The sequence below is a fragment of the Marinobacterium sp. xm-d-579 genome (assembly GCF_013282935.1).
Taxonomy (GTDB): Bacteria; Pseudomonadota; Gammaproteobacteria; order Pseudomonadales; family Balneatricaceae; genus Marinobacterium_E.
Genome location: NZ_WBYP01000001.1, coordinates 514,529 through 529,374, shown reverse-complemented (window position 1 = coordinate 529,374; position 14,846 = coordinate 514,529). Strand labels below are relative to the sequence as shown.

The 14,846-nt window shown below is 50.2% G+C and carries 12 protein-coding genes; 8 read left to right on the top strand and 4 right to left on the bottom strand.

All coding sequences use genetic code 11. The features are described 5' to 3' along the window. Positions 1–8 precede the first annotated feature (8 nt). The 5 genes from parE (at position 9) to XMD579_RS02740 (ending at position 7,462) form a co-directional block, all read left to right on the top strand. The gene (gene parE, locus XMD579_RS02760; protein WP_173480227.1) at positions 9–1,901 is read left to right on the top strand and encodes a DNA topoisomerase IV subunit B; all 1,893 of its coding nucleotides are present in this window, start codon (positions 9–11) and stop codon (positions 1,899–1,901) included. Between the two features lie 206 nt (positions 1,902–2,107). After that, positions 2,108–3,247 carry a glutamine-hydrolyzing carbamoyl-phosphate synthase small subunit gene (gene carA, locus XMD579_RS02755; RefSeq protein ID WP_173480228.1) on the top strand — a complete coding sequence of 380 codons (1,140 nt, stop codon included), beginning with the start codon at positions 2,108–2,110 and terminating at the stop codon, positions 3,245–3,247. Between the two features lie 46 nt (positions 3,248–3,293). Next, on the top strand, positions 3,294–6,515 hold the full coding sequence (carB, locus tag XMD579_RS02750) for a carbamoyl-phosphate synthase large subunit (RefSeq protein WP_173480229.1): 3,222 nt from the start codon (positions 3,294–3,296) through the stop codon (positions 6,513–6,515). Beyond that, positions 6,512–6,994 carry a transcription elongation factor GreA gene (greA, locus tag XMD579_RS02745; RefSeq protein WP_173480230.1) on the top strand — a complete coding sequence of 161 codons (483 nt, stop codon included), beginning with the start codon at positions 6,512–6,514 and terminating at the stop codon, positions 6,992–6,994. Before carB ends, greA begins: the two co-directional genes overlap by 4 nt. Before the next feature lie 51 nt (positions 6,995–7,045). Then, positions 7,046–7,462 carry an acyl-CoA thioesterase gene (locus tag XMD579_RS02740; protein WP_173483789.1) on the top strand — a complete coding sequence of 139 codons (417 nt, stop codon included), beginning with the start codon at positions 7,046–7,048 and terminating at the stop codon, positions 7,460–7,462. Between the two features lie 262 nt (positions 7,463–7,724). On the opposite strand, the gene XMD579_RS02735 is transcribed toward XMD579_RS02740, so the two are convergent. From XMD579_RS02735 to yhbY, 4 genes are all read right to left on the bottom strand, one after another. Beyond that, complete coding sequence (locus XMD579_RS02735) at positions 7,725–9,038, bottom strand: TRAP transporter large permease (protein WP_173482976.1); 1,314 nt, start codon at positions 9,036–9,038, stop codon at positions 7,725–7,727. Then, positions 9,035–9,547 (bottom strand): TRAP transporter small permease, encoded by a 513-nt coding sequence (locus XMD579_RS02730; RefSeq protein ID WP_173480233.1) that lies wholly within the window; start codon positions 9,545–9,547, stop codon positions 9,035–9,037. Before XMD579_RS02730 ends, XMD579_RS02735 begins: the two co-directional genes overlap by 4 nt. A 15-nt stretch (positions 9,548–9,562) precedes the next feature. Continuing rightward, entirely contained in the window at positions 9,563–10,606 is a 1,044-nt protein-coding gene (locus XMD579_RS02725; protein ID WP_217361972.1) for a TRAP transporter substrate-binding protein, read from the bottom strand. A 244-nt stretch (positions 10,607–10,850) separates the two neighbouring features. Then, on the bottom strand, positions 10,851–11,153 hold the full coding sequence (gene yhbY / locus XMD579_RS02720; RefSeq protein ID WP_173480234.1) for a ribosome assembly RNA-binding protein YhbY: 303 nt from the start codon (positions 11,151–11,153) through the stop codon (positions 10,851–10,853). 98 nt (positions 11,154–11,251) lie between these two features. Here yhbY and rlmE point away from each other — a divergent pair, with 98 nt between their 5' ends. From rlmE to folP, 3 genes are read left to right on the top strand one after another with little or no spacing between them, the layout of a single operon-like run. Beyond that, a complete protein-coding gene (gene rlmE, locus XMD579_RS02715; protein WP_173498470.1) occupies positions 11,252–11,875 on the top strand; it encodes a 23S rRNA (uridine(2552)-2'-O)-methyltransferase RlmE in 624 nt (207 codons plus the stop codon). A 52-nt stretch (positions 11,876–11,927) separates the two neighbouring features. Then, positions 11,928–13,919 carry an ATP-dependent zinc metalloprotease FtsH gene (gene ftsH / locus XMD579_RS02710; protein ID WP_173480236.1) on the top strand — a complete coding sequence of 664 codons (1,992 nt, stop codon included), beginning with the start codon at positions 11,928–11,930 and terminating at the stop codon, positions 13,917–13,919. A 57-nt stretch (positions 13,920–13,976) separates the two neighbouring features. Then, complete coding sequence (folP, locus tag XMD579_RS02705) at positions 13,977–14,846, top strand: dihydropteroate synthase (RefSeq protein WP_173494991.1); 870 nt, start codon at positions 13,977–13,979, stop codon at positions 14,844–14,846.

Genomic DNA, 14,846 nt, shown 5'->3' with positions numbered 1-14,846 from the left:
AGAGAGATATGTCAAAGGACTATAATGCTGGTTCGATCGAGGTACTAAGCGGGCTAGACCCAGTAAAGCGTCGCCCGGGAATGTACACAGAAACGGATCGTCCCAATCACCTAGCACAAGAGGTGATCGACAACTCAGTCGATGAAGCTTTGGCGGGCCATGCAAAGCAGATCGATATCATTCTGCACCCCGACAACTCACTCTCTGTGTCCGATGATGGTCGCGGTATGCCGGTGGACATTCACCCAGAGGAGGGTGTCCCCGGGGTTGAGCTGATTCTGACCAAGCTGCATGCCGGCGGTAAGTTTAACAATGACAACTACAACTACTCGGGCGGTCTCCACGGGGTAGGTGTCTCTGTTGTTAACGCACTCTCTAAACTGTTGGAGGTGCAAATTCGTCGTGGTGGTCAGGTGCATCGCATCGGCTTTGCAGACGGCGAGAAAGTATCGGATCTTGAAGTGGTCGATACCTGTGGTCAGCGCAATACCGGTACCACCGTTCGATTTTTGCCCGACCCTAGTTACTTCGATTCGCCTAAGTTTAGTGTCAGTCGTCTGAAGCATAATCTGCGTGCCAAGGCGGTTCTCTGTCCCGGTTTAAAAGTGACCTTTACCGATCTCTCTACGGGTAAGAAAGAGAAAGAGGAGTGGTACTACGAAGATGGCTTAGTGGCGTATCTGAAAGGTAATACACAAGTTTATGAGACCCTTCCTGAAGAGCCATTTTGTGGCTCTTTGCAGGGTGAAGAGGATGCCGTTGAGTGGGCTGTCCAGTGGCTAAAAGAGGGTGGCGAGATGACCTGCGAAAGCTACGTCAACTTGATCCCGACCGCGCAAGGCGGAACCCATGTGAATGGCCTGCGTACCGGTCTTTTGGAGGCGTTGCGTGAGTTTTGTGACTTCCGCAGTCTGCTGCCACGCGGTGTGAAACTGTCGCCAGAGGATGTCTGGGATCGTTGCTGCTTTATTCTTTCAGCCAAGATGCGTGACCCGCAGTTTTCTGGTCAAACCAAAGAGCGTCTCTCTTCGCGTCAAATTGCGGCGTTTATCTCGGGTGCGGTAAAAGATGCCTTCCTATTATGGCTCAATAAGCACGTTGAAGAGGGTGAGGCGATTGCTGAATTGGTGATCGCCAATGCACAAAAACGTCTGCGTTCTGCTAAGAAAGTGGTACGTAAAAAGGTAACGCAGGGGCCCGCTCTACCAGGTAAATTAGCCGACTGTTCGGGCACCGATCCTATGCGCAGTGAGCTCTTCTTAGTCGAGGGTGACTCGGCAGGCGGTTCAGCAAAGCAGGCACGTAGCCGAGACTTTCAGGCGATCATGCCGCTGCGTGGTAAGATTTTGAATACCTGGGAGGTCGACTCTTCAGAGATCCTCGGTTCGCAAGAGATTCACGATATTTCGGTGGCTATTGGCGTGGATCCGGGTGCCGAGGATCTGAGTAATTTGCGTTACGGTAAGGTCTGTATTCTTGCCGATGCCGATTCTGATGGTGCGCACATCGCTACGCTGATCTGCGCACTTTTCCTAAGACACTTCAAACCTTTGGTGGCTGCAGGGCATGTCTATGTCGCTATGCCGCCGCTGTTCCGAATTGATGTGGCGAAAGAGGTCTTCTACGCTCTGGATGAGTCTGAGAAGAATGGCATCGTTGAGCGCATCAAAGCGGAGCGCAAAAACGCGCGCATCGGTGTGCAACGATTCAAGGGCTTGGGTGAGATGAACCCGATGCAGTTGCGTGAAACAACGATGGATCCCGATACCCGTCGTTTGGTTCAGTTAACGCTGGAGTCTGGAGATGATACTCACCAGGTGCTTGATATGTTGTTGGCGAAAAAACGGGCTTCGGATCGCAAGAGCTGGCTTGAGGAGAAAGGCAACTTAGCTACAGTTTAAGTTGACTTTTACTCACCATATTCGACCGATTCGGCATGGACTTGCGCAGCTAATTCCCTTAGAATACCGCAGGTTTTGCCCGCGATAGCGGCGCATCCCACCGAAGAGATGTTTTTGAAAGCGAGGCGGACCCCAAGTTGGCCTCGCTTTTTTGCAGCCAAGCCACAGTAATTTTTCATATCTAGCCAGCGCGCGGGGAGGTTCTTTTGACGCAGCCAGCCATCTTAGCCCTTGAAGACGGTTCTATTTTTAGGGGTATTTCGATCGGCGCCGAAGGCGAATCATCAGGTGAGGTTGTATTCAACACCTCAATGACCGGTTATCAAGAGATCCTTACCGATCCATCCTACTGCCGCCAGATCGTGACACTCACCTACCCACACATTGGTAACGTGGGTTGTAACGCTGAAGATGCAGAATCTGATCGTACTTGGGTTGCAGGTCTTGTGATTCGTGATCTGCCACTGCTTGCGAGCAACTTCCGTTCTGAGCAGGCGCTAGATGAGTACCTAAAAGAGCGCAACATCATGGGTATTGCCGGCATCGATACACGCCGCTTAACTCGTATTCTTCGTGAGAAAGGTGCCCAGAATGGTTGCATCGTTGCGGGTGATAACATAGATGAAGCGAAAGCACTCGATGCTGCTCGTGGCTTCCCTGGCCTGAAAGGCATGGACTTAGCAAAAGTCGTTACACGTGACAGTTCTGATGCTTGGCGCACGTCCACTTGGGAGCTTGGTACTGGCTACACAGAGAAAGCCGATGCTGATCAACCGTTCAACGTAGTGGCTTACGATTTCGGTGTTAAACAAAATATTCTACGCATGCTGGTTGAGCGCGGCTGCCGTTTGACGGTTGTGCCTGCACAGACTCCAGCATCTGAAGTGCTTGCAATGAATCCAGATGGCGTTTTCTTGTCGAATGGTCCTGGTGACCCAGAACCATGTGATTACGCGATCGATGCGATCTCTGACATTCTAAAAACAGAACTGCCAGTTTTCGGCATCTGTCTTGGTCACCAGCTACTTGCGCTTGCGTCAGGTGCTAAAACTGAGAAGATGAAGTTTGGTCACCACGGTGCCAACCACCCCGTTCAGGATCTAGATAGCAAGCAGGTGATGATCACCAGCCAGAACCACGGTTTCGCGGTGGCTGAAGATTCACTACCTAGCACACTACGTGCAACACACAAATCACTGTTCGATGGCTCACTACAGGGTATTGAGCGTACTGATCGTCCAGCGTTCAGTTTCCAAGGGCACCCAGAAGCGAGCCCTGGTCCACACGATGTGGCACCACTCTTCGATCGCTTCGTTGAGATGATGCGCTCACGCCAACAGGGCTGAGTTGTAACGGGTAACTTAGAGAAACAGATTTAGACCAGGTTTTACGATGCCAAAACGTTCCGACATACAAAGTATTCTTATCCTAGGTGCAGGCCCGATCGTTATCGGTCAGGCGTGTGAGTTTGACTATTCTGGCGCACAAGCGTGTAAAGCGCTTCGCGAAGAGGGTTACCGAGTTATTCTTGTTAACTCAAACCCAGCAACGATCATGACCGATCCAGCGATGGCTGATGCGACATACATCGAGCCAATCAACTGGAAAACGGTTGCTAAGATCATTGAGAAAGAGCGTCCAGATGCGCTGCTACCGACTATGGGTGGTCAGACTGCACTGAACTGTGCGCTTGATCTCGACCGCGAAGGCGTATTGGCTGAGTTTGGTGTAGAGATGATCGGCGCTACTCAAGATGCGATCGATAAAGCGGAAGACCGTGAACGTTTTGACAAGGCGATGAAGAACATCGGCCTTGAGTGTCCACGCGCCTCTATCGCTCACTCGATGGAAGAGGCTCTTCAGGTACTGGATCAGGTTGGCTTCCCAGCGATCATCCGTCCATCATTCACTATGGGTGGTTCTGGTGGTGGTATCGCCTACAACCGTGAAGAGTTCATCGAAATCTGTGAGCGTGGTCTGGATCTATCACCAACCAACGAGCTTCTTATCGATGAGTCGTTGATCGGTTGGAAAGAGTACGAGATGGAGGTTGTCCGCGACAAGAACGATAACTGTATCATCATCTGTTCGATCGAAAACTTTGATGCCATGGGCGTACACACTGGTGACTCGATCACAGTCGCACCAGCGCAGACCTTGACCGATAAAGAGTACCAGTTGATGCGTAATGCTTCGATTGCAGTTCTGCGTGAGATCGGTGTTGAAACAGGCGGTTCGAACGTACAGTTCGGTGTTTGTCCAAAGACTGGACGCGTTGTGGTGATCGAAATGAACCCACGCGTATCGCGCTCTTCAGCACTGGCTTCAAAAGCAACAGGTTTCCCAATTGCGAAAGTGGCGGCAAAACTGGCGGTCGGTTACACCCTTGATGAGCTTCAGAACGATATCACTGGCGGTCAAACACCAGCTTCCTTCGAGCCTGCCATCGACTACGTGGTAACGAAGATCCCTCGTTTCACCTTTGAAAAATTCCCACAAGCAAATGATCGCCTAACGACTCAGATGAAGTCGGTGGGTGAGGTGATGGCGATTGGTCGTACTCAGCAAGAGTCTTTGCAGAAAGCGCTACGTGGTCTAGAGGTTGGTTCTGAAGGCTTCGATCCGATTGTTGATATTACCGCTGAAGATGCACGCGATAAGATCGTTTACGAGCTAACAACTCCAGGTTCTGAGCGCATCTGGTACATCGGCGACGCCTTCCGTATGGGTATGAGCGTTGATGAGATCTACAAGCTGAGTGGCGTTGATCCTTGGTTCTTGGTTCAGATCGAAGACATCATCAAAGATGAGCAGCGTGTATCGGAAACCGCACTGAGTGAACTCTCTACAACCGATCTGTTCATGCTGAAGCGCAAAGGTTTCTCAGATGCTCGTCTAGCCAAGCTATTGGGTGTTTCAGAGAAGCAGTTCCGCAAGCATCGTCAGGCAGCTGGTATTAAGCCAGTCTACAAACGTGTCGATACCTGTGCCGCAGAATTTGCGACTGATACCGCTTACATGTACTCAACGTACGAAGAGGAGTGTGAAGCGAACCCATCGGATCGTGACAAGATCATGGTCATCGGTGGTGGCCCTAACCGTATCGGTCAGGGTATCGAATTTGACTACTGCTGTGTTCATGCAGCGCTTGCAGCGCGTGAAGATGGCTACGAGACCATCATGGTTAACTGTAACCCTGAAACCGTCTCTACCGACTATGACACATCAGACCGCCTCTACTTCGAGCCGATCACTCTAGAAGATGTGTTGGCAATCGTTGAAGTTGAACAGCCTAAAGGCGTGATTGTTCAGTACGGTGGTCAGACTCCTCTGAAATTAGCCGTAGCTCTAGAACAGGCTGGCGTTCCAATCATTGGTACCTCGTCTGAAGCGATCGACCGTGCTGAAGACCGTGAACTGTTCCAGCAGATGCTTAAGCGTCTTGGTCTGAAACAGCCAGAGAACTCAACAGTACGTAGCCTTGAAGAGGCGATCATTGAAGCCGAGAAGATCGGTTACCCACTGGTTGTTCGTCCATCTTACGTATTGGGTGGTCGTGCTATGGAGATCGTCTACAAAGAGGACGAGCTGCGTAAGTACATGAATACAGCCGTTCAGGTCTCTAACGAATCACCTGTCCTGCTTGATCACTTCCTAAACGCAGCGATCGAAGTGGATATCGATGCGGTCTGTGACGGTAAGCAGGTCGTGATTGGAGCGATCATGCAGCACATTGAGCAGGCGGGTGTTCACTCAGGTGACTCAGCATGTTCATTCCCTCCGTACAACCTTGCAGCAGACGTCCAGGACGAGATGCGCGAGATGGTGCGCAAGATGGCACTTGAATTGGGTGTTGTTGGCTTGATGAACGTCCAGTTAGCCTACCAAGATGGCGAGATCTACGTGATCGAGGTGAACCCTCGTGCATCACGTACAGTTCCTTTCGTATCTAAGTGTATCGGTGTTTCTCTAGCGAAAGTCGCTGCACTGGTTATGACCGGTAAGTCATTGGAAGAGCTAGGCTTTACGAAAGAGATCGTACCAAGCTACTTCAACGTGAAAGAGGCGGTATTCCCGTTCAATAAATTCCAGGGCGTTGACCCAATCCTTGGCCCAGAGATGAAGTCTACGGGTGAAGTCATGGGTACCGGTGAAACCTTCGGTGAAGCATTCATGAAGGCTCACTTGGGAGCTGGCGACAAGCTACCTAAGCCAGGTACTGCGTTTGTTTCAGTGCGTGACGTCGATAAAGAGGCCGCTTGTGAACTGACTAAACAGTTGGTTGAACTTGGCTTCGATATCGTTGCAACCAGCGGTACAGCAGCACTACTGGAGACTCACGGCATTACAGCTAAGGTTGTGAACAAGGTCACTGAAGGTCGTCCAAACATCGTTGATATGTTGAAGAACGGCGAAGTTAACTACGTTGTAAACACAACGGAGGGCCGTAAAGCGATTGCTGATTCAGCCGATATCCGTCGTGCAGCACTGCAGCATAAAGTGCCTTACTCAACGACGATGGCCGGTGCCGTCGCGATTACCGAAGCACTTCGTTACGGTGAAGAGCGTACCGTGCGTCGTCTTCAAGAGATCCACGCGGAGGCGTCTGCATGAGTGTCAATCGTGTTCCCATGACCGTTGAGGGCGAAGTGGCACTTCGCGCTGAACTGGAGCGTCTTAAAACCCAAGATCGCCCAACCGTGATTGCAGCGATTGCTGAAGCACGTGAGCACGGTGACCTTAAAGAGAATGCTGAGTACCACGCAGCGCGTGAACAGCAGGGCTTTATCGAAGGTCGTATCGCGGACATTGAGAGCAAGCTTTCAGTGGTTCAAGTGATCGATGTCACCAGCCTGCCTCACACGGGTAAAGTGATCTTTGGTACGACGGTTGATCTAATTAACGTCGATACCGACGCGGAAGTGACCTACAAGATCGTCGGGGACGATGAAGCAGACATCAAACTGAATAAGATCTCTATCAACTCCCCGATTGCACGAGCACTGATCGGTAAAGAGGAGGGTGACATCGCCGCGGTTGAGACCCCGGCCGGTGTGACTGAATATGAGATTGCAGAAGTTAAGCATATCTAAGCTGATTCAAAAAACCGCCTTCGGGCGGTTTTTTATTATTTGGAGTTCCTCATGTCCCAAGAAACCCCTACAGGCCGTCTTACTACCCGTACCATCGCAATGCCGGCTGATACCAACCCCTCAGGCGATATCTTCGGTGGTTGGGTATTGTCACAAATGGATATGGCGGCCGGCATCTGTGCGGGCCAGCGTGCACAGAGTCGAGTGGTGACGGTTGCACTGGATGGTATGAGCTTTATCCGCCCGGTTCGTGTAGGAGATGTACTGGGTGTCTACACCGAAGTGGTTAGAGTCGGCAGTAGTTCAATGGATATCAAAGTGGAGTGCTGGGTGCGCCGCAGTCGCATAGGTCATCGTGAAAAAGTGACCGAAGCGATCTTCAAGTTTGTCGCACTGGATGATGAGGGTAACTCCAAGCCAGTACCACCAGCACAAGAGCTTCCGGAGTATGTAGAGACACTGCTCTAGCGTAATTTCAAAGCAGGTGACAAGCTTCGGAATATTTTCGCGGTTTGCCCTACGGGCAATTCGCTCCTACAGTAGGACTCCGTTACGGGCTTGTCGCGAAGTCCTATTGTAGGAGGGAATTCAGCTCTGCTGAAACCCCGATCGATTTCAACAGCGGATGACAGGCTGAAGGCCAGTCACCGAAAAGATCGCCACATCTTCGATATGGCTCCAACAAAAAAAACCGCCATAAAGGCGGTTTTTGCAGTACGATTTAACGCGCTTAATCTGGAATAATACCCCAAGTCAGAACAGGGAATAGCAGTAGCAAAGCTACGCGGACGAAGTCTGACGCCAAGAAGGGTAGAACACCCACAAAGGTATCCCTCATCGGAACGCCCTCTGCAATCTTGTTGATAATGAAGACGTTCATCCCTACCGGTGGGGTGATCATGCCGACCTCAACCACGATCAAACAGATGATACCGAACCAGAGCGCGGTCTGCTCTTCAGTCATGCCGAAGTCTAAACCCATGATGGCTGGGAAGAAGATCGGTACTGTCAGAAGGATCATCGAGAGTGAATCCATCAAACAGCCCAGCACTAGGTAGACAGCTAACATCAACATCAGTACCAGCATAGGCGACAATTCGCGATCCAGAATCCACTCCGCCAGTGTCTCTGGCATGCCGCTTAGACTCAGGAAGGCGTTGAAGATGTCGGCACCCAGAAGGATGACAAAGATCATCGCGCTGTTGATAGCGGTCTGCTTGATACAGTCGATGAATCCATCCCAGGTAAGTTGGCGGTTGATTAGCGCAATGACGATTGTACCGACCACACCGTAAGCGGCTGCTTCAGAAGGTGTGAAGATACCGCCGTAGATACCACCCAATACACCAATGAATAGGAAGCTTGCAGGTAGCAGTTCAAGCAGTGCCTTACCGCGTTCAGACCAGCTCGCTTTCGCGCTCTTGTCCGCGTAGTGAGGCTTCAGCTTCACCAGAATCGCGATAACCAGCATGTAACCCATGATCGCCATGATGCCGGGTACCATCGCTGCCATGAAGAGCTTGACGATGTTCTGCTCAGTCATGATTGCGTAGATGATCAGCACGATGGATGGTGGGATTAGAATGCCTAGGGTACCACCAGCAGCTAGTGCGCCTGTTGCCATAGCACCGTGGTAGCCGTGGCGTTTCATCTCTGGAAGTGCAACCTGACCCATAGTCGCAGCCGTCGCCAAAGATGAACCACAGATCGCACCAAATACACCACAGCCGCCAACAGCGGCTAGCGCCAGACCACCGCGGTAGTGGCCAATAAAGGCGTTAACACCGGTGAATAGTGAACGGCTAATACCTGAACGAGTTGCGAGGTTACCCATCAGTAGGAACAGAGGAATGATCGATAGCGAATGGCTTGCCATCTGCCCGAATGATGAGCCCTTCATGTAGAACATTAGGGTGCTGAAGTCGTCGATGATTGAGTAACCGACCGCACCGGCTAGCATCATTGCGATGCCGATCGGCACACGCAAAAACATGATGACTAGCATGAACAGGATAATGACGCCTGCCGTTAATTCGTCACTCATTTCACACCCTTATATTCTGCAATCATCGCCAGTGGTTTAAGTACACCAGCGATAGAGGTAAGGCTAAAGCCAAAGGCGATGGTCATATAGAACCACCACTCTTTCATCCGCAGCATCATCGTCTCATTGCCGTATTTCTGAGCGGCTAAACCGCCTTCATAGGCTTGTGTCGCAAGGAAGTAAAAGAGCACGGCCAAAATTATGCTGCCGATTACATCCATAGTGAGACGGAAAGGCGCGGGAGCTGAGGCTGTTAAGACGTCTACAATGACGTTGCCAAAGCGCATTTGGCAGTAAGGCATTGCTAACGCAACAACCACAGCGGTAAACATTTGGACAATCTCGGTATCACCATTAATGGGTGAGGAGAAAAAGTATCGTCCTGCCACGCTGGTCACCGTAGTGAATGCCATGATCGTCAGGATGAATCCTGATAAAAGAGCGAGCCACAAAGTGGCTCGCTCGTAGAGGTCTGCTAGAGACCGGGTTTTCAGTAACAGTGTTGTCACTTGAACACCTTTTGTTTATTTGCTGTATTTCTCAAGCATAGCGTTAGCAGAGTCAAGAAGCTTCTGACCTGGTAGACCTAGGCCGTCCATCTCTTTAACCCACTCAACAGGTACGTTAGCGGTTACTTCCTGCATTTTCTTCACTTCTGCAGCTGGCATCTGTGAGCGAGTTGCGTTCTCGTCAATCAGCTTACGACCGTAGTTTTCAGCGTTTTTGAAGAACTCACCGCCTAGCTTGGCGAAGTACATGCCAGCGTGGTCATCCATGATCTGTTGAAGATCAGCAGGCATTGATTCGTACTTAGCTTTGTTCATGCCCAAAAGGAATACTGCGGTGTATAGACCACGGCCATCTTCTGTTTGAACTTCAACCGCGTTGTCGACAAGCTCATGAAGTTTGAGAGCAGGTACGATTTCAAATGGAATCACTGTGCCGTCGATCACGTTTTTGGCCAGTGCCTGTGGCATCTCTGGTACAGGCATACCGACTGGAGTAGCGCCTAGAGCATCTAGAGCAGCAGCAACTGGACGGCTTGGGTTACGAATCTTTTTGCCAGCGAAGTCAGCAACAGAGTCGATTGCGTCACCTTTAGAGTAAACAACGCCACGGTCATGCGTCCAGAATGCTAGAGGGTGCATATCAGCAAACTCTTTCTGAACTTCTGGGTTAGCTTCGTAGTAAGCCTGAAGTGCCTGCGACGTTTCGTATGCATCCGTTACCATGAATGGGTTTTCAAATGCAGAGATCGCTGGGAAACGGCCTGGAGTGTAACCAGGAAGCGTCCAGATGATGTCAACGAAACCGTCTTGAACTTGGTCAACTAGCTGAGGTGGTTTACCACCCAGAGACATTGAACCGTAAATCTTGATCTTGATACGGCCTTCAGACGCTTCTTCAATAGAATCAGCCCATGGCTGGAAGAACTTAGCGTGTGCAGGTGCCTTCGCAGGAAGGAAGTGGTGCATCTTTAGGTTAAATTCAGCGGCCTGTGCAGAAGCTGCAATAGCAGCGCCAAGAACTGCAACACCGGCAGTCTGAGCGATAATACGTTTGATCATTATTTTTCTCCTTGGGGTTTTAAACAAGACATCGACTAACTTGTTAATACTAGCTCAAGAATCATTAAACTCGTTGAATTGGATCTAGATATTAGTAGTTGGTTTTCTTCTATTAAAGCGTCTCGTTGCTTAACACTATTTTTTAAATGGATATTCAACAACCCCTTATTCACATTTTTGAATAGGGGGTTGGTTACATTTAATTAAGCTGTAAGGCCTGTAATATCAATAAATTAACAAATGGTTAACGCATTAGATTGGAGAGTTTTGGATTTGGTTCATCCGATGCTCTGAATAGCACGGCTACGTTACCGATCTCTTGCACCAGTTCCGCTTCAACGACAGCGACTAGCTCTTTGATCAGTTCGCGCTTTAGGTCACGATCGCCAACGGCGAACTTTACTTTGATCAGTTCGTGATCTTCCAATGCTCGGTCGACTTCTAACTGAACGTTTTCAGTCAGTCCGTTGCCGCCAACCATAACGATTGGGTTTAGAGTGTGTGCACGCGTGCGAAGACGCTTTTTTTGATCAGTTGTTAAGCTCATATTAGAATTAGTGCCTTAAATTTGGTGGGCGTTACAATTTCTTCATTTTAACCCCTTTGTTGCATGCATCATAGAGTGATGCTTTCTAGGAACATCCCTTGGCAAGATCTAAAAGCAGTGGTCGTTGGTTAAAAGAGCATTTTGACGATCAATACGTAAAGCGTTCTAAAGATGATGGGTACCGTTCACGCGCCTGCTACAAGTTGATGGAGGTGAATGATAAGGATCATCTTCTAAAGCCCGGAATGACGGTTGTCGATCTGGGCGCTGCGCCAGGTGGTTGGTCTCAAGTGGCGGCCGAAATTGTTGGTGACTCCGGCCGTGTAGTGGCTTCGGACATTCTTGAGATGGCTCCGCTGGGCGGTGTTACATTCGTTCAGGGCGACTTTACGGAAGATTCCGTCTTCGAGGAGATCCTCTCTGCGATAGGAGATGAGCCAGTAGACCTTGTAATTTCAGATATGGCCCCCAATATGAGTGGTAATGCATCTTCCGATCAGCCAGCTGCGATGTACTTGGTGGAGTTGGCGTTGGATATGGCGCGTCAGATACTGAAACCGAACGGCAACTTTTTGGTGAAAGTATTTCAGGGTGAAGGGTTTGATCCCTACCTGGCAGAACTGCGCAGTAACTTTAAATCGGTGGTCACCCGAAAGCCAGATTCGTCTCGTGCGCGTTCGCGTGAGGTCTATCTGCTCGGAAAAGGTTTTAAAGACGTATAGCTTTTATATAGAGCTTTCGTTTTAGTTTATAGAGGGTAAGAAGTTGAACGATATGGCAAGAAATTTGGTGCTATGGTTAGTGATTGCAGCCGTACTGCTAACCATCTTTAATAATTTTAGCGCCGAAACCGAGAGCGGCCGCTTGAGCTACTCTGACTTTGTGGCAGAGGTTCAATCAGGCCGAATTGAGCGTGTGACGGTTGATGGTTTTACCATCGAAGGTGTGCGTCAGAATGGCGATCGCTTTGAAACGGTTCGCCCAGCGATCTCGGATCCCAAGCTGATTGATGACCTTCTAGAGCACAATGTCGTCGTTGAAGGCAAAATGCCTGAGCAGCAGAGCCTATGGCAGCAGCTGCTAGTCGCGACCTTCCCGATTCTTATCATCATTGCCATCTTCATGTTCTTTATGCGCCAAATGCAGGGCGGTGCCGGCGGTAAAGGTGGTCCTATGTCTTTCGGTAAATCGAAAGCGCGCATGATGAGTGAAGATCAGATTAAAACAACCTTCGAAGATGTCGCTGGTGTTGAAGAGGCCAAAGAGGAAGTTGCAGAGTTGGTCGACTACCTTCGCGATCCAGGTAAATTCCAGCGTTTAGGTGGCCATATCCCTCGTGGTGTCCTAATGGCGGGTAACCCTGGTACCGGTAAAACGCTGCTTGCCAAAGCGATTGCTGGCGAAGCTAAGGTGCCTTTCTTCAGTATTTCGGGTTCTGACTTCGTTGAGATGTTTGTCGGTGTCGGTGCTTCACGTGTGCGTGACATGTTTGATCAAGCTAAGAAACATGCGCCTTGTATTATCTTCATAGATGAGATTGATGCGGTTGGTCGTTCACGTGGTGTCGGCCTTGGCGGTGGTAATGACGAGCGTGAGCAGACGTTGAACCAGCTTCTTGTCGAGATGGATGGTTTCGAAGGCACTGAGGGTATCATCGTGATCGCGGCAACCAACCGTCCCGATGTGCTTGACCCTGCTCTGCTACGTCCAGGTCGTTTTGACCGTCAGGTGCACGTTGGTCTGCCTGATATTCAAGGTCGTGAAAAAATTCTTAAAGTCCACATGCGCAAAGTTCCGCTGGGTGATGATGTTAAGCCTGAGTTGATTGCGCGTGGTACGCCGGGCTTCTCGGGTGCTGATTTGGCTAACCTGGTTAACGAAGCAGCCCTGTTTGCCGCACGCGATAGCCGTCGCACTGTCGGTATGGAGCAGTTCGAGAAAGCGAAAGATAAGATCATGATGGGTGCTGAGCGCCGCTCTATGGTCATGTCTTACAAAGAGCGTCTGAATACGGCATTCCACGAGGCAGGTCACGCGATTGTCGGTCGTCTGATGCCTGAGCATGATCCTGTCTACAAAGTGTCTATCATCCCGCGTGGTCGTGCGTTGGGTGTCACGATGTTCCTTCCTGAAGAGGATCGCTACTCGTTCAGTCGTCAGGGCATTATCTCGCAAATCTGTTCGCTTTACGGTGGCCGAATTGCGGAAGAGATGACACTGGGTAAAGAGGGTGTAACAACCGGTGCCTCAAACGATATTCAGCGTGCGACTCAGCTTGCGCGCAACATGGTGACGCGTTGGGGTCTGACCGATGAGTTGGGTCCACTGCTCTACGGTGATGAAGATGATGATCCATTTGGTCGCGGCATGGGGCAGCCATCTAAACCGATGTCGGGTGAAACTCAGAACAAGATCGATGCCGAAGTTCGCAAAATCATCGATGAGTGCTACCAGAAGGCTTACCAAATTCTGACGGATAACCGTGATATCCTTGACTCAATGTGTGAAGCGTTGATGACCTACGAGACGATCAGCAGCGATCAAATTGATCAGTTGATGGCGCGTCAAGAGGTGACTCCGCCAGAGGGTTGGAACGACTCTCAAGAGCGTGTTGATGCAGTCAAAGAGGAAGAGGCGGCTAACAGTTCTGAGGCTGAGTCTGATGTGCCAGAGGTAGATCAGGATGATCAGGCGTCTCACTCTAATGAGGGTCAGTCAGGTTGGGGCGATCCTCAAGATGATCAAAAAGACGAGCCCAAACAGTAATATCGTGATTCACAAAAGCCCTCACTCGTGAGGGCTTTTTCGTTGTTTGCAGAGTGTATGAATAAAGGTAGAAATGTGACGCAGCTACAGTGTGCCGGTCGAGTACTCGATCTCTCTAAAACGCAGGTAATGGGTATTCTTAACGTGACGCCTGACTCCTTTTCGGATGGCGGTCACCTCTATCAACACTCTGCGCTCTCGATTGATAAAGCGCTCCAGCATGCCCAGCAGATGGTTAACGACGGCGCGACGATTGTTGATATCGGCGGTGAATCGACTCGCCCTGGTGCCGCTGAAGTCAGTGAGCAGGAGGAGATGGATCGTGTATTGCCGGTTCTGGAACGAATCAATGCCGAGATCGATGTGGTGGTCTCTATCGATACCAGCTCTGCTAAATTGATTTCAGAATCGGCTAAGCTAGGGGCTGGTCTCATTAATGATGTTAGAGCGCTTGGGCGTGAAGCCGCGCTAGAAGCTGCTGCGAAAACGGATCTGCCAATCTGTCTGATGCATATGCAGGGCAGCCCTGCGACAATGCAGCGACAGCCAGAGTATGCCGATGTGGTCTCTGAGGTGATGGATTTTCTCGATCAGCAGTTGAGTCGATGTGTGGCTGCAGGGATTGCGAAACAGCGATTGATCGTAGATCCCGGTTTTGGGTTTGGCAAAACCTTGCAACATAATTTACAGTTACTCAATCGCTTGGATAAATTATTGGACTTAGGCGTGCCAGTGTTATCGGGCACCTCTAGAAAAACCATGGTGGGCCAGGTGCTTAATCGTGAGGCTGACCAGCGACTCTTTGGTAGTCTTGCAACCGTTGCGCTCGCGGTTGAGCGCGGTGCAAAAATTATTCGTGTGCATGATGTTTTAGCAACCGTCGATATGGTTCGTATGACGGAAGCCGTTTTAAAGGAAGGGATCTAA

Bases quoted from the DNA above. Each gene is read 5' to 3' on its own strand.
- parE (WP_173480227.1), top strand. From the start codon at position 9: ATGTCAAAGGACTATAATGCTGGTTCGATCGAGGTACTAAGCGGGCTA.
- carB (WP_173480229.1), top strand. From the start codon at position 3,294: ATGCCAAAACGTTCCGACATACAAAGTATTCTTATCCTAGGTGCAGGC.
- greA (WP_173480230.1), top strand. From the start codon at position 6,512: ATGAGTGTCAATCGTGTTCCCATGACCGTTGAGGGCGAAGTGGCACTT.
- XMD579_RS02740 (WP_173483789.1), top strand. From the start codon at position 7,046: ATGTCCCAAGAAACCCCTACAGGCCGTCTTACTACCCGTACCATCGCA.
- XMD579_RS02735 (WP_173482976.1), bottom strand. From the start codon at position 9,038: ATGAGTGACGAATTAACGGCAGGCGTCATTATCCTGTTCATGCTAGTC.
- XMD579_RS02725 (WP_217361972.1), bottom strand. From the start codon at position 10,606: ATGATCAAACGTATTATCGCTCAGACTGCCGGTGTTGCAGTTCTTGGC.
- yhbY (WP_173480234.1), bottom strand. From the start codon at position 11,153: ATGAGCTTAACAACTGATCAAAAAAAGCGTCTTCGCACGCGTGCACAC.
- ftsH (WP_173480236.1), top strand. From the start codon at position 11,928: ATGGCAAGAAATTTGGTGCTATGGTTAGTGATTGCAGCCGTACTGCTA.
- folP (WP_173494991.1), top strand. From the start codon at position 13,977: ATGAATAAAGGTAGAAATGTGACGCAGCTACAGTGTGCCGGTCGAGTA.